We start from the raw sequence: 19,489 nt of genomic DNA, 5'->3' as shown, positions 1-19,489 counted from the left end.
AGATCCCCCGTGTCCCGCACCTCCACCCCGGCCAGACCCAGCCAGCTGTCGACCGCCCTGGCCCGCGACCGGCTCGGCGTCGCGGCCGTCGTGTTCTTCGTGATGTCGGCCGCCGCGCCGCTGACCGTCGTCGCGGGCGTCGTCCCGACCGGTCTCGCGGTCACCGGACTCACCGCCATCTCCATCGCGTTCCTGGCCGTCGCGCTCGTGCTGGCCGTCTTCTCGGTCGGCTACGTCGCCATGGCCCGGCACATCGCCAACGCCGGCGCCTTCTACGCCTACGTGGCCCGCGGCATCGGCCGCCCGTTCGGCGTGGGCGCCGCGTGGGTCGCCCTGCTGGCCTACAACAGCTTCCAGATCGCCTCGTACGGCGGCTTCGGCGCGATCGCCACCCCGCTGATCGCCGACTGGTTCGGCGTCGAGCTCCCGTGGTGGGGCATCGCGCTGGCCGCCTGGGCGCTGGTCGCCGTGCTCGGCGTCCGCGACGTCGCGGTCAACGGCAAGGTGCTGGCCACCCTGCTGGTCGCCGAGATCGTGCTGGTGGTGGTGTTCAGCTTCGCCGACATCCTCACCCCGGACTTCGCGGCCTCGTCCGCCCCGCTGAACCCGGGCAGCCTGGCCGGCACGGGCGCGGGCGCGCTGCTGGTCATGGCCGTCACCGGGTTCGTCGGCTTCGAGCAGTCCGTGGTGTTCAGCGAGGAGTCCCGTGACCCGCGCCGCACGGTGCCGCGGGCCACCTACATCGCGGTCGCGCTGATCGCCGTGCTGTACGCCTTCTCCGCCTGGGCGATGATCTCCGCCGCCGGCGCCGACCCGGTCGCCCGCGCCGGCGCCGAGGGCCCCGAGCTGTTCTTCAACCTCGCGTCCGACCGGCTCGGCGGCACCGCCCTGCACCTGGGCCACGCCCTGTTCCTGACGTCGCTGATCGCCGCGATGATCTCGTTCCACAACATCATCGCCCGGTACACCTTCTCGCTGGGCCGCGAGGGCGTGCTGCCGCGGGCCTTCGGCCGGACCGTGCCGGCCACGGGCGCGCCCAAGAACGGCTCGCTCGCCCAGTCGGCGCTCGGCCTGACCGCCATCCTGGTCTACGCGCTGGCCGGCTGGGACCCGCTGGTGCAGCTGTTCTTCTGGGGCGGCACCACCGGCGGCATCGGCGTGCTGCTGCTCATCACGGTGACCTCCGGGGCGGTGCTCGGCTACTTCGGCCGCCACCCGCACGGCGAGGACGCCTGGCACCGCATCGGCGCGCCGGTGCTCGGCACGCTGCTGCTGATCGTGGTGACCTACCTGGCGCTGACCAACATCGCCGTCCTGTTCGGCGTCGCGCCCGGCTCCACCCCGACCTGGGCTGTGCCGCTGGCCTACGCGGTGCTGACGGCGGCCGGCGCCGGCTGGGCGCTGATCCTGCGCCGCACCCGGCCGCGGGTCTACGAGGGCATCGGCCTGGGCGCGCGCAGCGCCGGCACCGGCTTCTCCCGCACCACCACCCTGGAGGCACACCAGTGAACCCGGTCATCCGCCCCGCCACCGAGGCCGAGCTCGGCGCGGTCGGCGCGCTCATCGCGCTGTCCTTCGACGACCTGGAGCAGAACCGTTCCCTGGTCCCGGACCCGCAGTCGCGGCTGCGGGTGATGAGCGACTTCTTCACGATGCTCACCGAGCACGCGCCGCTGTGCGGCAAGGTCGAGGTGATCGACGACCCGGCGGGCGGGCTGGCCGCGGCGGCCGTGTGGTTCGACCGTACGGTCGAGATGCCGGAGATCCCGCACTACGACGACCGGCTCGCCGCGCTGGCGGGGGAGTGGCTGCCGCACTTCCACGCCCTGGACGAGCTGTTCGACAAGCACCACCCGGTGGACCCGCACTGGCACCTGGCGTTCCTGGCGGTGCACCCGGACCACCAGTCCCGCGGCCTGGGCGGCGCGCTGATGGACAGCACCCACCAGGACCTGGGCGGCACGGCGGCCTACCTGGAGGCGACCAACGACGACAACATCCGGCTGTACCGCCGGTACGGCTACACCGAGATGATGCCGTTCGACATCCGGATGCCGGACGACACGCCGTTCTACCGGATGTGGCGGGCCTGAGCCGCCGGGCCGGGCGCCCACCCTCGCGGTGGCGCCCGGCCTGGCGCGCGGGCCCGGTGTCGGCGATGCTGCTGCTGTGCTCTCCGACGCCGACGTGGCCGCCCTCTACGACCTGGTGAACCCCTGGGACCCGGTGCACCACCCGGCCGACGCGTACCACCACCGGCACGTCATGGCGGCCGGCGCGGTGCTGGACGTGGGCTGCGGAACGGGGGCGATGCTGCACCACGCGCGGGAAGCCGGCCACCGCGGCCGGCTGGCCGGCATCGACCCCGACCCGGTGTACCTGCGCCGCGCCCGGCGGCGCACCGACGTCGAGTGGGTGCTCGGCGCCGCCGCCGGGATGCCCTGGGAGCAGGAGTTCGAGCTGGCCGTCATGGCCGGCCACGCGTTCCAGTGCCTGGTCGCCGACGGCGAGATCCGGGCCGGCCTGGCCGGGGTGCGGGCGGCGCTGCGCGAGGGCGGGCGGTTCGTCTTCGAGACCCGGCACCCGCTGGCCCGCGGCTGGGAGAGCTGGACGCCCGAGCACCCGGTCGACGTGGTGGCCGCCGACGGCCGGCTGCTGCGGGTCACCCGCCGGGTCGAGTCCGTCGTGGACGACGTCGTGACCTGCACCGAGACCGTCACCGGCGTCCGGGGCGACATCGTGCACGAGCGGAGCCAGGCGCTGCGCTTCCTCGGCCCGGACGCGCTCAACCGGCTGCTGCGCGAGGCCGGCTTCCGGCTCGACGAGCAGTACGGCGACTGGCACGGCGGGCCGCTGACCCCGCATAGCCGGGAGATCGTCACTGTCGCCCGCCGCCCTTAGGATCGTCCCATGCCCTCCGACCCGGTGACCGCGGCCGACGTCCGGCAGGCCGTGCGCCTCGCGGCCGACACGCTGACGGCGGCGGTGACGCGCGACTGGCGGGTGCCGGCCGGCGACCTCGACTGGGACTGCTGGGAGACGGTGGAGCACATCGCCGACGACCTGTTCGCCTATGCGGGCCAGCTCGGCCCGCGCCGGCCGTCCGTCGAGGGGCCGGTGCCGTTCGGCTGGGACTACCGCCGCCCGGGCGGTCCCGCGCTGACCATCTACGCGGTGCCCGCCGACGGCCGGGCCGGCCTGATCCAGGTGCTCGAGTCCTGCGGCGCCCTGCTGGCCGCGATGGTCGAGGTCACCCCGGCCGACGTACGCGCCCACCACGTCTACGGCGCGTCCGACCCGGAGGGCTTCGCCGCCATGGGCGTGGTGGAGACCCTGGTCCACATGCGCGACGTCGCGGCCGGGCTGGAGCTGCCCTGGGAGCCGCCGGAGGAGCTTTGCGTGCGGGTGCTGCACCGGCTGTTCCCCGGCGCGCCCGCCACGGGCGACCGGTGGCCGGCGCTGCTGTGGGCGACGGGCCGCATCGCCCTGCCGGACCGCGCCCGGCTGACCTCGTGGCGCTGGCACGGCGAGCCCCGCTGAAAGGGCTGGCCCGCGCGCGGTGCGGCTGGCAGGGTGGGCGCGTGGATGCCGAGCCCGGTCTTGAGGCGCGCCTGAGCACGTACGGCAGCGGTGAGCGGACGGCCGGTGCCGCGCTCTCCGGCGGTGTGGTGCTGAAGAAGGCCGGTCCGTGGGCCGCCGGGGTCATCGCGTTGCTGCGCCACCTCGAGGACGAGGGCTTCGAGGGCGCCCCGCGCGTGGTCGGCGACGGGTATGCGCCCGACGGCCGGCTCGCGGTCACCTACGTTCCCGGCGGGAGCGCCCATCCGCGGGCGTGGTCGCCGGAGGCGGCCGCCGAGATCGGCCGGCTGCTCCGCCGGTTGCACAGCGCCACGGCCGGCTTCCGGCCGCCCGTCGGCGCGCAGTGGCAGCCGAGCTGGCTGCGCGAGCTCGACGGCGAGCGGACGGTCCACGGGCACTGCGACCCGGGCCCGTGGAACATCGTCGGCGTCGGCGGCTCGCCCCGGGCGCTCATCGACTGGGAGTTCGCCGGGCCGGTCGATCCCGTCTGGGAGCTGGCCGCGGCGACCTGGCTCAACGCGCAGCTGCACGACGACGACATCGCCGCGTTGCACGGCCTGCCGGACGCGGCGACGCGTGCTCGCCAGGCCCGGGCGATCGTCGACGGCTACGGCCTCGCCCGGGCGCAGCGCGCGAGCTTCCCCGAGCGTCTGCTGGACGTCGCCGTGCACAGCGCCCGGGCCGAGGCGCTCGCCCACGGTGTCACCGCGCAGAGCACCGCCGCCGTCGCCGCGGACGGCTATCCCGTCCTCTGGGGAATCACCTGGCGGGCCCGCAGCGCCTCCTGGATCGCCCGCCACCGCCATCTCCTCGGGCGGGCCCTGGCCTGAGGCGCGCGACCGGCTCAGCCCGCCGACAGGTTGAGCTCGAAGCTGTACCGGCTGGCCCGGTACAGATGCGACCCGTACTCCAGCGCCCGCCCGCCCGCGTCCCACGCCGTCCGGGTCATCGTCAGCAGCGACGCCCCGCGCTTCTCGTGCAGGGTGCGCGCCTCGGCCGTGGTCGCCGAGCGGGCCCCGATCACCTGGGTGGCGATGCGCGGCACGAAGCCGGCCCGGCGCAGCAGCTCGTACAGCCCGTACGCGGCCAGGTCGGCCGCCTCCAGCCGGATCAGGTCCACCGGGATCGCGTTGTGCATCAGCGCCAGCGGCTCGTCGCCGGCGTAGCGCAGCCGCTCGATCCAGGTCACCTCGCTGCCCGGGGCCAGCGCCAGGGCCTCCGCCACCGCGTCCGGGGCCGGCGCGACGCGCAGGTCCAGCACCTCGGTGCGGGGCCGGCGGTCCGCGCTGACCAGGTCGTCGTACAGGCTGGACAGCTCGACCGGGCGCCGCACCTTGGGGTGCACGACCTGGGTGCCGACCCCGCGCTTGCGCACCAGCATGCCCCGCTCCACCAGGTACTGGATCGCGCGGCGGGTGGTCGGGCGGGAGACGCCGAGCCGCTCGGCCAGGTCGACCTCGTTCTCGATGCGCGCGCCCACGCCGATCTCGCCCTGCTCGATGAGCTCCTGCAGGCGGCTGGCCACCTGGAAGTAGAGGGGCACGGGACTGGTCCGGTCGAGCTCGACCGGGCGTACCGGGCTGCGGGCTGAGGAAAGATCGGCTGCCATGAGTCCCCCCTGGTTTTTCAGTTTGTCATGACAAAGTATTGACGTGGAAGCCCCCACGTTATTACATCGAAACGAGCCGAGCTCTCCCGCACCCGAATCTTCCTCGCGCCGTCACCGGCACGACACGCCAGGCGCCGCTCACCACGTCCATCCCACTGTCACGAGGGGGACGCATGCCCGCAGATGAAGTTCTGACCATGGGCCGCATCGGCGTCGATCTGTATCCGCAACAGGTCGGCGTGTCGCTGCGCGAGGTCCGCACCTTCGCCAAGTTCCTCGGCGGCAGCCCGACCAACGTGGCCGTCGCCGCCGCCCGCTACGGCCGCCGCAGCGCGGTCATCAGCCGCACCGGCGCCGACCCGTTCGGCGAGTTCGTCCACGACGCGCTGCGCGGCTTCGGGGTGGACGACCGCTTCGTCTCGCCGGTCGCGGGCCTGCCCACCCCGGTCACCTTCTGCGAGGTCTTCCCGCCGGACGACTTCCCGCTCTACTTCTACCGCTTCCCGACGGCCCCCGACCTGCAGATCGCCGGGTCCGAGCTGGACCTGGCCGCGATCCGGTCGGCCGACGTCTTCTGGGTCACCGGCACCGGCCTGTGCCAGTCCCCGTCGCGGGAGGCCACGCTGGCCGCGCTGCGCGAGCGCGACCGGGCCGGCATCACGGTGCTCGACCTCGACTACCGGCCGATGTTCTGGTCGTCGCGGCAGGAGGCCCGGGAGTGGATCGGCCGGGCCCTGCCGTACGTCACCGTCGCCGTCGGCAACCTCGACGAGTGCGAGACCGCGGTGGGCGTCCGCGAGCCGCGCGCCGCGGCGCGGGCGCTGCACGAGGCGGGCGTCGAGCTGGCCGTGGTCAAACAGGGGCCCCTCGGGGTGCTCGCCTCCAACGGCAAGGAGGAGGTGCAGGTGCCGCCCGTGCCGATCGAGGTGGTCAACGGCCTCGGCGCCGGCGACGCGTTCGGCGGCGCGCTGTGCCACGGCCTGCTCTCCGGGTGGGACCTGGAGGCCGTGATGCGTTTCTGCAACGCCGCCGGCGCGATCGTGACCACCCGGCTGGCCTGCGCGGACGCCATGCCCACCGAGTCCGAGGTGCGCACGCTGCTCGAGGAGGCCGGCCGTGCTTGACGTCCACGAACTGGTCACGCTCCGGGCCGACCGCCCGGAGGCCGTCGCCCGGGCCGCGGCCGCGCGCCGCCGGCCCGCGAGCTGGCGCGGCGCGCACGGCCGCATGATGATCATCGCGGCCGACCATCCCGCCCGCGGCGCGCTGCGCGCCGGGCCCGACCCGCTGGCCATGGGCAACCGCGCGGAGCTGCTGCGGCGCCTCTGCACCGCGCTGGAACGCCCGGGCGTCAACGGCGTGCTGGGCACCCCGGACATCCTCGAGGACCTGCTGCTGCTCGGCGCGCTCGACGACAAGGTGGTCATCGGGTCGATGAACCGCGGCGGGCTGGCCGGCACCAGCTTCGAGATCGACGACCGGTTCACCGCGTACGACGGCGACAGCCTCGCCGCGGCCGGGTTCGCCGGCGGCAAGATGCTGTTGCGCATCGACCCCGACGACCCCGGCACGGTGGCCACGCTGGAGAGCTGCGGCCGGGCCGTCGGCGACCTGGCCGGGCACGGGCTGATGGCGATGGTCGAGCCGTTCATCTCGCACCGCGTCGACGGCCGGGTGCGCAACGAGCTCAGCGCCGAGTCGATGATCCGGGCCATGACGGTCGCCGCCGGGCTGGGCACCACCTCGGCGTACACCTGGCTGAAGGTGCCCGTGGTCGCGGAGATGGAGCGGGTCATGGCGGCGACCACGCTGCCCGCCCTGATCCTGGGCGGCGAGGTCGCCGAGGACGCCGAGGCCGCGTACGCGCAGTGGGGCAAGGCCCTGGCCCAGCCCACCGTGCAGGGCCTGGTCATCGGGCGCAGCCTGCTCTACCCACCCGGCGGGGACGTCGCGGGGGCGGTCGACCGGGCGGTGAGCCTGCTATGACGCTGCTGCGCCGCGGCGACGCCGCCGGCAAGCCGTTCGAGACGGTGATCACCCCGGGCCGCGCGGGGTGGGGCTTCAGCGGGCTGCGGATCGTCGAGCTGGCCGTGGGGGCCCGGGTCAGCTTCACCACCGGCGACGAGGAGATGATCGTGCTGCCGCTCGCCGGCGGCTGCGACGTCACCTGCGACGACGAACGGGTCACCCTCACCGGGCGGCGGTCGGTGTTCAGCCGGGTCACCGACTTCGCGTACCTGCCCCGCGACGCCGCGGTCACCGTGCGGGCGGCCAACGGCGGCCGGTTCGCCCTGCCGGCGGCGCGGGCGGACCAACGGCTGCCGTTCCGCTACGGCCCGGCCGAGGACGTGCCGGTCGAGCTGCGGGGGGCCGGGCAGGCCAGCCGTCAGGTCAACAACTTCTGCACGCCGGACTCGTTCGCCGCCGACCGGCTGATCGCGGTGGAGGTGCTCACCCCGGGCGGCAACTGGTCGTCGTACCCGCCGCACAAGCACGACGCGCCGGGCGAGGGCGAGACCGCGCTGGAGGAGATCTACTACTTCGAGGTCGCCGGTTCGCCGTCGGGCGCGGCCGGGGCCGGCTACCAGCGCGTGTACGGCCACCCCGACCGCCCGATCGACATCTGCGCCGAGGTGCGCACCGGGGACGTCGTGCTCATCCCCTACGGCTGGCACGGCCCCTCGATGGCCGCCCCCGGCTACGACCTCTACTACCTCAACGTCATGGCCGGCCCCGGGGAGCGCCGGTGGCTGTTCTCCGACGACCCGGCCCACGCCTGGGTCCGGGGCGCCTGGAACGACCAGGCGATGGACCCCCGGCTGCCCCTGACGTCCGCAACCGAGAGGAGGCGCCCGTGAGACTCACCGTCGCCCAGGCCGTCGTCACGTTCCTGGCCAACCAGTGGACCGAGCGCGACGGCGCCGAGCAGCGCGCGATCGCCGGCTGCTTCGGCATCTTCGGCCACGGCAACGTCGCCGGGGTCGGCCAGGCCCTGCTGCAGGCCCAGCGCACCCACTCCGCCCAGATGCCCTACCACCTGGCCCGTAACGAGCAGGCCATGGTGCACGCCGCGGTCGGCTACGCCCGGATGAGGAACCGGCTCTCGGCGATGGCCTGCACGGCCTCGATCGGGCCGGGCTCGACCAACATGCTCACCGGCGCGGCGCTGGCCACGGTCAACCGGATCCCGGTGCTGCTGCTGCCCAGCGACGTCTTCGCCACCCGGGTCGCGGCGCCGGTGCTGCAGGAGCTGGAGGACCCGCGCGGCTACGACGTGTCGGTCAACGACGCGTTCCGGCCGCTGTCGCGCTTCTTCGACCGGGTGTGGCGGCCCGAGCAGCTCGCGTCGGCCCTGCTGGGCGCGATGCGGGTGCTGACCGATCCGGTGGAGACCGGCGCGGTGACGGTCTGCCTGCCGCAGGACGTGCAGGCCGAGGCGTACGACTTCCCGGACGCCCTGTTCGCCAAGCGGGTGTGGCACGTGGCCCGCCCGGTCCCCGAGCCGGCCGCGATCGAGCGCGCCGCCGAGCTGATCCGTGCGGCCCGCCGTCCGCTGATCATCGCCGGCGGCGGGGTGATCTATGCGGAAGCCTCCGCCGAGCTGGACGCCTTCGCCCGCGCCACCGGCATCCCGGTGGCCGACACCCAGGCCGGCAAGGGCGCGCTGAGCTGGGACCACCCGAACGCGGTCGGGGGAGTGGGCTCGACCGGCACGCCGGTGGCCAACCGGCTGGCCCGCGAGGCCGACGTGATCATCGGCATCGGCACCCGCTACAGCGATTTCACGACCGCCTCCCGGACCGCCTTCGCGGCGCCCGACGTCCGGTTCGTCAACATCAACGTCGCGGGCTTCGACGCGGCGAAGCAGAGTGCGGTGTCCGTCGTCGCCGACGCCCGGGCCGGACTGGCTGCCCTCACCCCCGCTCTCGACGGGTACCGGTCCGACCTGTCCTACGGGGAGGACGTCGCGGCCTGGCAGCGGGAGGTCGACCACGCCTACCACCTCGGGCACGGCCCGCTGCCCGCCCAGAGCGAGGTGATCGGCGCGGTCAACGACGCCTGCGGCGAGCGCGACGTGGTCGTGCAGGCGGCCGGCAGCATGCCCGGTGACCTGCAACTGCTGTGGCGCGCCCGGGACCCGAAGCAGTACCACGTCGAGTACGGCTACTCCTGCATGGGCTTCGAGATCGCCGGCGCGCTCGGCATCAAGCTGGCCGACCCCTCCCGCGAGGTGTACGCGCTGGTCGGCGACGGCTCGTACCTGATGATGGCGCAGGAGCTCGTCACCGCCGTGGCCGACGGCATCAAGCTGATCGTGGTCCTGGTGCAGAACCACGGGTTCGCCTCGATCGGCGCGCTGTCGGAGTCGCTCGGCTCACAGCGCTTCGGCACCAGCTACCGCTTCCGCGGCGCGGACGACGACTACGACGGCGACCGGCTCCCGGTCGACCTGGCCGCCAACGCCGAGAGCCTGGGCGCGAACGTCATCCGCTGCCGCACGATCGCCGACCTGAGCGAGGGTCTCAAGCGGGCCCGCGAGGCCGACCGGCTCACGGTCGTGCACATCGAGACCGACCCGCTGTCCCCGGTGCCGTCCAGCGAGAGCTGGTGGGACGTGCCCGTCTCGGAGGTCTCGGCGCTGGACAGCACCCGGGCGGCCCGGACCGCCTACGAAACGGCCAAGCGCGGCCAGCGGCAGTATCTCTAGAGAGGGCAGTGCCTTGACCACCATCGAACATTGGATCGGCGGCAGCCTCACCGGTGGCGCCGCCACCCGCCGCGCCCCGGTCTACAACCCGGCCACCGGCCGGCAGCAGCACGAGGTCGTGCTGGCCGAGGACGCCGACGTGGACGCGGCCGTGGCGGCGGCCCGGACGGCCTTCGCGTCCTGGAGCCAGGCGTCGCTGAGCGCCCGCACCAAGATCATGTTCAACTTCCGCGAGCTCGTGAACGCCAACGTCCCGGCGCTGGCCGAGCTGGTCTCCGACGAGCACGGCAAGGTGCTCAGCGACGCGGCCGGCGAGGTGCAGCGCGGCCTGGAGGTCATCGAGTTCGCCTGCGGCATCCCGCAGCTGCTCAAGGGCGAGTACTCCGACCAGGCCTCGACCGGCGTGGACGTGTTCAGCTTCCGCGAGCCGCTGGGCGTGTGCGCCGGCATCACCCCGTTCAACTTCCCGGTGATGGTGCCGATGTGGATGTACCCGGTCGCCATCGCCTGCGGCAACACGTTCGTGCTCAAGCCCAGCGAGCGCGACCCGTCGGCGTCGAACTTCGTCGCCGACCTGTGGCGGCAGGCCGGGCTGCCGGACGGCGTCTTCAACGTGGTGCACGGCGACAAGGTGGCCGTCGACGCGCTGCTGCGGCACCCCGACGTGGCCGCGGTGTCGTTCGTCGGCTCCACGCCGATCGCCCGCTACATCCACCAGCAGGCGTCCGCGACCGGCAAGCGGGTCCAGGCCCTCGGCGGCGCCAAGAACCACGCGATCATCCTGCCGGACGCCGACCTCGAGTACGCCGCGAACCACCTGACCGCGGCGGCGTTCGGCTCGGCCGGGGAGCGCTGCATGGCGATCTCCGCCGCGGTCGCCGTGGGCGGGGCGGGCGACCCGCTGAGCGACATCCTGACCCGCAAGGCCCACGAGGTCGTGGTGGGCGCCGGCCGCGACCCGAGGAGCGAGATGGGCCCGGTGGTCACGGCCGCGGCCCGCGACCGCATCGAGGGCCTGATCGGTACGGGCGAGCGGCAGGGCGCCCAGCTGCTCGTCGACGGCCGCGGGCTGAAGGTGCCGGGCTACGAGGACGGCTTCTTCGTCGGCCCCACCGTCATCGACCAGGTGCGCACCGGCATGGACGTCTACACCGAGGAGATCTTCGGGCCGGTGCTGTCCGTGGTGCGCGCGGACACCGTGGACGCGGCGATCGACATCATCAACGCCAACCCGTACGGCAACGGCACGGCCATCTTCACCGGCAGCGGCGAGGCCGCCCGGCGGTTCCAGCGCGGGGTGCGGGTCGGGATGATCGGCATCAACGTGCCCATCCCGGTGCCGATGGCCTACTACTCCTTCGGCGGCTGGAAGGACTCCCTCTTCGGCGACAAGCACATCCACGGCCCCGAGGGCGTCTCGTTCTACACCCGCGGCAAGGTCGTGACCTCCCGCTGGCCGCACGTCGAGGCCGCGCACGGCGCCAGCATGCACTTCCCGACGGCGAGCTGAGGACGGACACATGAACAAGATCCGCAATCTGAGGCTGGGCAGCTGCCCCGACTCGTGGGGCGTCTGGTTCGCCGACGACCCCCGGCAGACCCCGTGGCAGCGGTTCCTCGACGAGCTGGCCGGCGCCGGCTACCGCTGGCTCGAGCTGGGCCCGTACGGCTATCTGCCCACCGACCCCGCGCAGCTGCGCGACGAGCTCGACCGGCGGGAGCTGACCTGTGCCGGCGGCACCGTCGCCGGGGCCGGCGGCCCGCACAAGGACTTCGACGCCGTGCTGGCGGAGACCCGCAAGGTCGCCGCGCTCACCGCGGCGCTCGGCGCCAGGCACCTCATCTTCGTCCCGGTGCCCGGCTACCGCGACGACGTCACCGGCGCCTACCACGAGCCGGCCGAGCTGAGCCCGGAACGGTGGCGGGCGCTGATCGACAACAGCAACACGCTCGGCCGGATGCTGGCCGAGGAGTACGGCCTGACCATGCAGTTCCACCCGCACGCCGACTACCACGTGGAGACCCAGGCGCAGACCGAGCGCTTCCTGGAGGAGACCGACCCGCGGTACGTCTCGCTCTGCCTCGACACCGGCCACCTCGCCTACCGGGGGGCCGACGTCCCGGCCGTCATCCGCAAGTACCCCGAGCGGATCGGCTACGTGCACATCAAGCAGATGGACCCGGCGATCGCCGAGCGGGCCGCGCGCGAGGACATGGCCTTCGGCCGGGCCGTCGCGCTGGGCGCCAGCGTCGAGCCGCCGGCGGGCCGGCCCGACATCCCGTCGGTGCTCGAGGCCCTCGGCGAACTGGACGCCGACCTGTTCGTCGTCGTCGAGCAGGACATGTACCCGGTCGACTTCGACGTGCCCCTGCCGATCGCCACCCGTACCCGTGCCTATCTGACCTCCGTCGGCCTGTGACGGCCGCTCCACCCGTGTGTGAAGGAAGGAAACTCATGACGCTGAGTCGCATCCGTGGTGCGCGCCTGCTGGCCCTGGCGGCGGTGGCCGCCCTCGGCCTGACCGCCTGCAGCGAGGGCGGACGGCAGGCCACCAACGACAACTCCGGCGGGGGCGGCAACGCCGCCGGCAGCTCCGGCTACACGATCGCGATGATCACGCACGAGACCCCCGGTGACACCTTCTGGGACAAGATCAAGTCCGGCGCCCAGCAGGCCGCCAAGGACGAGGGCGTCACGCTCAAGTACTCCAACGACCCGGACGCGTCCAAGCAGGCCGTGCTCATCCAGAACGCGGTCGACTCCAAGGTGAGCGGCATCGCCACCACCCTGGTCACCCCGGACGCGCTGGCCGGCTCGGTGAAGGCGGCCACCGACGCGAAGATCCCGGTGGTCGGCTTCAACTCCGGCATCGACCAGTACCAGCGGCTCGGCGCCCTGATGTACTTCGGCTCCGACGAGAACCTGGCCGGCTCCACCGCCGGCAAGCGGATCGGCGAGGCCGGCGCCAAGCACCCGCTGTGCGTGATCCAGGCGGCCGGCTCGGTGGCCCTGGAGGCCCGCTGCGCCGGCGTCAAGAGCGCGGTGCCCGGCACGGAGAACCTCCAGGTGAACGGGGCCGACGACTCCTCCGTGGTGTCCACGCTGCAGGCGAAGCTGTCGCAGGACAAGTCCATCGACTACATCGTCACCCTGGGGGCGCCGATCGCGGTCGACGCGCTCAAGGCGATGGACGCCGCGGCCAGCAAGGCCAAGCTGATCACGTTCGACCTCAACGCCGAGGTCGCCCAGCGCATCCAGGACGGCAAGGTGGAGTTCTCCATCGACCAGCAGCCGTACGTGCAGGGCTACCTGGCCGTCAGCGCGCTCTACCTGAACCTGAAGAACGGCAACGACATGGGCGGCGGCAAGCCGGTGCTCACCGGGCCGTCCTTCGTGGACAAGTCGAACATCGACAAGATCCTGCCGTTCACCAAGACCAACACCCGGTAGCCGCTCTCCGGGGGAGTTCCCGGGTCGCGACGGGACCTCTCCCGGCACTGTCATCGGAGCACAGTCATGACCAACGTCCAGACATCCCCTCCGTCCACCGCGGCGCCCTCCGAGGCGTCCAACCGGGTCAGCCTCGGCCTGTCCAACCGCCTGCTGGCCCGGCCCGAGGTCGGCGCGCTCGTCGCGGCGGTCCTGATCTTCATCTTCTTCCTGGTCTCCGCCCCGGCGTTCCGGTCGGGCGAGTCCTTCTTCACCGTCCTCTACCAGTCGTCCACGATCGGCATCGTCGCGGTCGGCGTCGGCATGCTCATGATCGGCGGCGAGTTCGACCTCTCCGCCGGCGTCATCACCACCACCGCCGGCCTGGTCAACTCCATGCTTTGCTGGTACGTCGGGATGAACCTGTGGGTGGGCGCCGTCGTCTCGCTGGCGTTCTGCCTGTTCATCGGCTTCGTCAACGGGTTCCTGGTGATGCGGACCGGCATCCCCAGCTTCCTCATCACGCTGGGCACGTTCTTCGTGCTGCAGGGGGCCAACCTCGGCGTCACCAAGCTGGTCACCGGCTCGGTGTCCAGCACCGACATCAGCCAGATCGACGGCTTCAGCTCGCTGCAGAAGATCTTCGCGTCCAGCTTCAAGGTCGGCCCGGTCACCGTGTGGATCACCGTCATCTGGTGGCTGCTGTTCGTCGCCCTGGCGGCCTGGATCCTGCAGCGCACCCGCACCGGCAACTGGATCTACGCGGTCGGCGGCAACCCGGACAGCGCCCGCGCGGTCGGCGTGCCGCTGATCCGCACCAAGATCGGCCTGTTCATGACGGTGTCGTTCCTGGGGTGGTTCGTCGGCATGCACACGCTGTACCGGTTCAACACCCTGCAGGCCGGCAACGGCGTCGGCAACGAGTTCCTCTACATCATCGCCGCGGTCGTCGGCGGCACCCTGCTCACCGGCGGGTACGGCAACGCGATCGGCGTCGCCATCGGCGCGTTCATCTTCGGCATGACCAGCCTCGGCATCGTCTACGCCGGCTGGGACCCGAACTGGTTCAAGGCCTTCCTCGGCGTCATGCTGCTGCTCGCCGTGCTGGTCAACCTGTACGTCAAGCGGATGTCCACCGCACGGAAGGTGGGATGACATGACCGACTGCACCGAGCGGCACCGGGGTGCCGTGCGCCGTGGCCTGGTCGGCGAGGGCCACGAGGGCTTGTCGAAGGAGGTTCAGTCATGACCGACACCCTGGCCCAGCACGCCGACTCGCACCTGCGCAAGGGCGAGCCGCTCATCGAGATGACCGGCATCGGCAAGAGCTACGGGGCCATCCGGGCCCTGCGCGGCATCAATCTGCGGGTGAACGCGGGCGAGGTCACCTGCGTGCTCGGCGACAACGGCGCCGGCAAGTCCACCCTGATCAAGATCATGTCCGGGCTGCACCCGCACAACGAGGGCAGCCTCAAGGTCGACGGCAAGGAGCTGACCTTCGCGTCCCCGCGGGAGGCCCTGGACCACGGGATCGCCACCGTGTACCAGGACCTCGCCGTGGTCTCGCTGATGGAGGTCTGGCGCAACTTCTTCCTCGGCTCGGAGCTGACCGCGGGCAGGTTCCCGCTGGCCGGCATGAAGATCAGGGACATGAAGCGGATCGCCGACGAGGAGCTCCGCAAGATGGGCATCGTCGTCAAGGACATCAACCAGCCGATCGGCACGCTCTCCGGCGGCCAGCGCCAGTGCGTCGCGATCGCCCGGGCCGTCTACTTCGGCGCCCGGGTGCTGATCCTCGACGAGCCGACCGCCGCGCTGGGCGTCAAGCAGTCGGGGGTGGTGCTCAAGTACACGGCGGCGGCCCGCGACGCCGGGCTGGGCGTCGTGTTCATCACCCACAACCCGCACCACGCCTACCTGGTGGGCGACCACTTCATCATCCTCAAGCTCGGCGGCACGGTGCTGGACAAGAACCGTTCCGAGGTCGGCCTGGACGAACTGACCACCCAGATGGCCGGCGGCGACGAACTGACCGAACTCTCCCACGAGCTCGGCCGATGAGCGTGCTGCGGGTCGGGGTCATCGGCACCGGGATGATCGGCCGCGACCACATCCGGCGGATGACCACGGTGCTGGCCGGGGTGGCGGTCACCGCCGTCACCGACGTCGACGTGGACACCGCCAAGAAGGTGGCCGAGGGCCTGCCCGGCGCCACCCTGCACGCCACCGGCGAGGACCTCATCGCCGATCCGGCGGTCGACGCGGTCGTCGTCTGCTCGTGGGGACCCACCCACGAGCAGTACGTGCTCGCGTCGATCGCCGCCGGCAAGCCGGTCTTCTGCGAGAAGCCGCTGGCCACCACGCAGGACGCCTGCCTGCGGATCGTGCGGGCGGAGGTGGCGGCCGGCCGCCGGCTGGTGCAGGTCGGCTACATGCGCCGGTACGACGCGGCGTACCGGGCGCTCAAGCAGGTGGTCGACAGCGGCGCCATCGGCACGCCGCTGATGATGCACTGCGCGCACCGCAACGCCAGCGTGCCGTCCTTCTACGAGAAGGAGAGCGCCATCACCGACACCGCGGTGCACGAGATCGACATGGTGCGCTGGATGTTCGGCGAGGAGATCTCGGCGGCGCGGGTGCTGATCCCGCGCCGCAGCCGCAACGGCGGCCCGCTGCAGGACCCGCTGCTGCTGATCCTGGAGATGGCCGGCGGCGCGTTGGTGGACGTGGAGATCTCGGTCAACATCCGGTACGGCTACGACATCCGCGGCGAGGTCGTGGGCGAGGACGGCACGGCGGCGCTGGGCGAACTCAGCCCCGTCGTGGTCCGCACCGCGCGGCAACGCTCGACGCCGGTGCCGGTGGACTGGCGGGAACGGTTCCTGGGCGCGTACGACGTGGAGATCCAGGAGTGGATCGACTCGCTGGCCGGCGGCGGCGCCCCGGTCGGCCCGAACGCGTGGGACGGCTACGCGGCGGCGGTGGTGTCGGACGCGGGCGTGGCGGCGCTGCGCACGGGGGAACGGGTGCCGGTGGACCTGGCGCCCCGGCCCGCCCTCTACGGGACCGTGGCGGTGCTGCCGTGAGGATCGCGCTGGACCCGTACATGTTGCGCACCGTGCCGCTGCTCTCGCTGCCGCGCGTGGTGGCGGACCTGGGCTACCGCCACATCGAGCTGTCACCCCGCGACGACTTCCTGCCGTTCTTCCTGCACCCGCGGGCGTCGTCGGCGGACGTGGCCGCGTTCAAGCGGGAACTGGCCGCGGCGGAGGTGTCGGTGGCCTCGGTGCTGCCGCTGTACAAGTGGTCGGGGCCGGACGAGGACGAACGCCAGGCGGCGGTCCGCTACTGGAAGCGGGCCATCGAGATCACGGTGGACCTCGGCGTGGACGTGATGAACTCGGAGTTCAACGGCCGCCCGGAAGCCGCGGCGGCCAGCGAGGCCCAGTTCTGGCGCTCACTGGAGGAACTGCTGCCGATCTTCGAACGCGAGGGCGTGCGGCTGGTCCTGGAACCGCACCCGGACGACTTCGTCGAGGACGGGATCGCCGGGGTGAACCTGGTCAAGGGCATCAACTCGCCGCTGGTGAGCTTCCTGTACTGCGCCCCGCACACGTTCCACCAGGGCGGCGACCTGGCGGCGGTGGTGCGGCACGCCGGCCCGCTGCTGACCCAGGTGCACATCGCGGACTCGTTCGACCACCGCGGCTCGTCGGGACTGCGCTACATCGTGAACCCGCCGGGCTCGACGGTGCGGGTGCACCAGCACCTGGACATCGGGCAGGGCGAGGTCGACTGGGAGCTGTTCTTCCGCACGCTGGCGGAGGTGAACTTCGAGGGGATCGCGACGGTGTGCGTGTTCGCTTGGGAGGAGCGGGCGGCGGAGAGCGGGCGGTTCAACCTGGAGCAGGTCAACCGGTACGCGGCCAAGTACGGCCTGTGAGGGGGTCTACATAGCCGTCGCGGCAGCTTATGTCGGGCAGAGGCTGTTCTCGCCTAGTTGGGGGGGCGACGGCCTCTGTTCCTTGTCCGGGTGGGGTGGCGTTTGCTCTCTTCTCGGAAAGGGACGGCATCTTCCGAAGGGAGCGGTTGTCGCTGGCCGCGTCGGGCCGGCCTTGCCGGCCTTGCCGGCCTTGCCGGCCTTCCCGGACTTGCCGGCCTTCCCGGACTTGCCGGCCCTCCCGGACTTGCCGGCCTTCCTCGCCATCGCGGCCTTCCCGGGCTTGCCGGGTTTGCCGGCCTTCCTGGCCTTCCCGCGCTTTCCGGCCTTGCTGGCGTTTCCGGCTTGCCGGCGTTGCGGGCTTGCCGGCGTTGCGGGCTTCCGCGACGCGCGGCCTCGGCACCGAGCAGGGTCGCCGGGCCGGTGACGGCTCGCCCCGTGCCGGGTGAGGCGGTGTCACGGGAGGGGGATGTCGGTGATCCTCATCCGGTCGGGGACGTCGAGGGTGACGGCGCCGGTGCCGACGGGCGGCGCCGGGAACCACAGGGAGAGAAGCTGCTCGCCGCCCACGGGGATGGCCTTGGTGAGGATCCGGTCGCAGAGGCAGCGGTGGGCCCCGGGGGCGGACTCGTAGTCGAGCCCGTAGGCGGCGGTGTCACCCTGCAGGAGGCGGACGCCCGCGGTGCCGTACCGGGCGTAGGGGTCGAACTCGTCGCGAACCGTGAACACGCCCTGGCCCAGGAAGTCCAGGATGGTCGCCGGTTTGTCGCCCACGTTGCGCGCCGTGAGGGGGATCAGCAGGTACGGCCCCCGTACCGTGACCGGGCCGGGCACGAAGCGGATGGTGCCCCGGTTGAGTGGCATCGCCACCTCGACCCCGTCCGGAGCCCGGCCCTGTTTGCCTTTGGTCTTCGGCAGCGCGGCCGGGGCCGGCGCCGTAGCCCCGGTCGACGGATTCGCGGCGGTCCGGGTTGCGGTGGCGGCGGCCTGGGTCGCGGTGAGCGGGGTCGCGGGCGCGGTCGCCAAGGTCGCGGTGGGGGTCGCGGTCACCGGGTTCTGGGTCCGCGCCCGGTAGGTGATGGCGACCCGGCGGTTGAGGGCGCGATGGGCGTCCGAGTCGTTCGGCACGGCGGGCTTGCTCTCGCCCTCGGCCACGACGGTCTTGGGCCACTCGCCGTCCGGTAGCGCCGTGCGCAGCGCCGCGGTCACCGCTTCGGCCCGCTTCCGGGAGAGCGTCTTGTTGTGCGCGGTGGTCCCGGTGCTGTCGGTGTGGCCGGTGACGGTCAGCGGCACGGGACCGGCGGCGCGCAGGTCGGCGACCGCCGCGGCGATGGACCGGCCGGCGCCCGGCGTGAGCTCGGCGCTGTCGAGCCGGAACAGGACGTCGGTGTCCAGGCTGATGTCGACCCGCTCGGCGGACCGTCGGGTCCGCACCGCCACGTCCAGCCGCTCGGTGTACGAATCCAGGGCGGCGGTGAACGCCGGCGCGGCCGACGCGGGGTCGAGCGGCTGTTGCACCTGCCCGGTCTTGGTGCGCTCGGCGGGTGGCGCCGGCACCACCCCGTCGACGATCGGCACATCGGTGAAGACCCCGGCGTACGGCAGCATCACCGACAGCCGCTGCACGCCGGCGGGAACCCCGCCGAAGACGGCCTGCAGCGGCCGGGTCTCGCCGACCTCGAACCGCACGGTGCCGGTGCAGACGCAGCCACTGCCGTCGCGTTGCCGGGAGACGACGTAGACCCGCCGCCCGTTCTCGTCGACGAGCCGGACGGCATCGAACGAGGTGGTCAGCAGCGACGAGAAGTGCTGACTGAGCACTCGGGCGCCGCCCGTGGCGGACTGGTCCAGCCGCGTCTGCACAGTGAGGACGACGGCGTCACCGGAGCGGACCAGCGGCCCGACGCTCATCTGCAGAACATCCCCGGCGGCCCGAACGGTCCGGGCGGGCGGGCTGCTCGCGCCGGTCGCAGACGTGGACGACATGACCGGCGCAGCGGATGTGGAAGCCGCGCCCCCGGGGATGCCCGCGTCGTCGCTGCAGGCCGCGACGAGAACAGCGATCGCTCCGGCTGCGACCAAGGCGAGTGAGCGCCGCACCTGACCTCCCGTGACGAGGGTGACCCGCGCCTTACCCTAGACGGCCGCGCCACGGCGACCCACGTGCGCAAGATCCGGCCCGACCGCTCCTCCTTCCGGTCCACCCTGTCCGGCCCGCTCCGG

General features: G+C 72.7%; 18 protein-coding genes. 16 read left to right on the top strand and 2 right to left on the bottom strand.

Annotated features, from left to right (window positions below):
• Positions 1–9: 9 nt before the first annotated feature.
• The 5 genes from Ani05nite_RS11840 to Ani05nite_RS11820 all read left to right on the top strand — a co-directional run bounded on the left by Ani05nite_RS11840 (position 10) and on the right by Ani05nite_RS11820 (position 4,409).
• Positions 10–1,509, top strand: coding sequence for an APC family permease (locus tag Ani05nite_RS11840; protein ID WP_203767880.1), 1,500 nt, complete (start codon positions 10–12; stop codon positions 1,507–1,509).
• Entirely contained in the window at positions 1,506–2,093 is a 588-nt protein-coding gene (locus Ani05nite_RS11835; protein ID WP_203767878.1) for a GNAT family N-acetyltransferase, read from the top strand. The genes Ani05nite_RS11840 and Ani05nite_RS11835 overlap by 4 nt, the downstream gene beginning before the upstream one ends.
• 76 nt (positions 2,094–2,169) lie before the next feature.
• Positions 2,170–2,901, top strand: a complete 732-nt coding sequence (locus Ani05nite_RS11830; RefSeq protein WP_203767876.1) for a class I SAM-dependent methyltransferase — start codon at positions 2,170–2,172, stop codon at positions 2,899–2,901.
• Positions 2,902–2,910: 9 nt separating this feature from the next.
• The gene (locus Ani05nite_RS11825; protein ID WP_239129707.1) at positions 2,911–3,540 is read left to right on the top strand and encodes a hypothetical protein; all 630 of its coding nucleotides are present in this window, start codon (positions 2,911–2,913) and stop codon (positions 3,538–3,540) included.
• Between the two features lie 41 nt (positions 3,541–3,581).
• Complete coding sequence (locus Ani05nite_RS11820) at positions 3,582–4,409, top strand: aminoglycoside phosphotransferase/kinase family protein (RefSeq protein WP_203767874.1); 828 nt, start codon at positions 3,582–3,584, stop codon at positions 4,407–4,409.
• Between the two features lie 14 nt (positions 4,410–4,423).
• Here Ani05nite_RS11820 and Ani05nite_RS11815 read toward each other — a convergent pair whose 3' ends face one another.
• A complete protein-coding gene (locus Ani05nite_RS11815; protein WP_203767872.1) occupies positions 4,424–5,188 on the bottom strand; it encodes a GntR family transcriptional regulator in 765 nt (254 codons plus the stop codon).
• 173 nt (positions 5,189–5,361) lie between these two features.
• Here Ani05nite_RS11815 and iolC point away from each other — a divergent pair, with 173 nt between their 5' ends.
• The 11 genes from iolC to Ani05nite_RS11760 all read left to right on the top strand — a co-directional run bounded on the left by iolC (position 5,362) and on the right by Ani05nite_RS11760 (position 17,269).
• Entirely contained in the window at positions 5,362–6,312 is a 951-nt protein-coding gene (gene iolC / locus Ani05nite_RS11810) for a 5-dehydro-2-deoxygluconokinase (protein ID WP_203767870.1), read from the top strand.
• Positions 6,305–7,174, top strand: a complete 870-nt coding sequence (locus Ani05nite_RS11805) for a Cgl0159 family (beta/alpha)8-fold protein (RefSeq protein WP_203767868.1) — start codon at positions 6,305–6,307, stop codon at positions 7,172–7,174. Before iolC ends, Ani05nite_RS11805 begins: the two co-directional genes overlap by 8 nt.
• On the top strand, positions 7,171–8,046 hold the full coding sequence (iolB, locus tag Ani05nite_RS11800) for a 5-deoxy-glucuronate isomerase (protein ID WP_203767866.1): 876 nt from the start codon (positions 7,171–7,173) through the stop codon (positions 8,044–8,046). Before Ani05nite_RS11805 ends, iolB begins: the two co-directional genes overlap by 4 nt.
• A complete protein-coding gene (gene iolD, locus Ani05nite_RS11795; protein WP_203767864.1) occupies positions 8,043–9,896 on the top strand; it encodes a 3D-(3,5/4)-trihydroxycyclohexane-1,2-dione acylhydrolase (decyclizing) in 1,854 nt (617 codons plus the stop codon). The genes iolB and iolD overlap by 4 nt, the downstream gene beginning before the upstream one ends.
• Before the next feature lie 13 nt (positions 9,897–9,909).
• A complete protein-coding gene (locus Ani05nite_RS11790; RefSeq protein WP_203767862.1) occupies positions 9,910–11,406 on the top strand; it encodes a CoA-acylating methylmalonate-semialdehyde dehydrogenase in 1,497 nt (498 codons plus the stop codon).
• A gap of 10 nt (positions 11,407–11,416) precedes the next feature.
• The gene (locus tag Ani05nite_RS11785) at positions 11,417–12,316 is read left to right on the top strand and encodes a sugar phosphate isomerase/epimerase family protein (RefSeq protein WP_203767860.1); all 900 of its coding nucleotides are present in this window, start codon (positions 11,417–11,419) and stop codon (positions 12,314–12,316) included.
• 35 nt (positions 12,317–12,351) lie between these two features.
• Positions 12,352–13,347 carry a sugar ABC transporter substrate-binding protein gene (locus Ani05nite_RS11780; RefSeq protein ID WP_203767858.1) on the top strand — a complete coding sequence of 332 codons (996 nt, stop codon included), beginning with the start codon at positions 12,352–12,354 and terminating at the stop codon, positions 13,345–13,347.
• A gap of 66 nt (positions 13,348–13,413) precedes the next feature.
• A complete protein-coding gene (locus Ani05nite_RS11775) occupies positions 13,414–14,481 on the top strand; it encodes an ABC transporter permease (protein WP_203767856.1) in 1,068 nt (355 codons plus the stop codon).
• Positions 14,482–14,571: 90 nt separating this feature from the next.
• The gene (locus Ani05nite_RS11770) at positions 14,572–15,387 is read left to right on the top strand and encodes an ATP-binding cassette domain-containing protein (protein ID WP_203767854.1); all 816 of its coding nucleotides are present in this window, start codon (positions 14,572–14,574) and stop codon (positions 15,385–15,387) included.
• The gene (locus Ani05nite_RS11765) at positions 15,384–16,412 is read left to right on the top strand and encodes a Gfo/Idh/MocA family oxidoreductase (RefSeq protein ID WP_203767852.1); all 1,029 of its coding nucleotides are present in this window, start codon (positions 15,384–15,386) and stop codon (positions 16,410–16,412) included. Before Ani05nite_RS11770 ends, Ani05nite_RS11765 begins: the two co-directional genes overlap by 4 nt.
• The gene (locus Ani05nite_RS11760; protein WP_203767850.1) at positions 16,409–17,269 is read left to right on the top strand and encodes a sugar phosphate isomerase/epimerase family protein; all 861 of its coding nucleotides are present in this window, start codon (positions 16,409–16,411) and stop codon (positions 17,267–17,269) included. Before Ani05nite_RS11765 ends, Ani05nite_RS11760 begins: the two co-directional genes overlap by 4 nt.
• A 453-nt stretch (positions 17,270–17,722) precedes the next feature.
• Here the strand turns inward: Ani05nite_RS11760 and Ani05nite_RS11750 are convergent, their stop codons facing one another.
• Positions 17,723–19,177 carry an OmpA family protein gene (locus Ani05nite_RS11750; protein WP_203767848.1) on the bottom strand — a complete coding sequence of 485 codons (1,455 nt, stop codon included), beginning with the start codon at positions 19,175–19,177 and terminating at the stop codon, positions 17,723–17,725.
• Positions 19,178–19,489 lie beyond the last annotated feature (312 nt).

Source organism: Actinoplanes nipponensis (assembly GCF_016862275.1).
In the GTDB taxonomy this organism is placed as follows: Bacteria; Actinomycetota; Actinomycetes; order Mycobacteriales; family Micromonosporaceae; genus Actinoplanes; species Actinoplanes nipponensis.
This window is presented reverse-complemented; position numbering and strand designations above follow the sequence as displayed.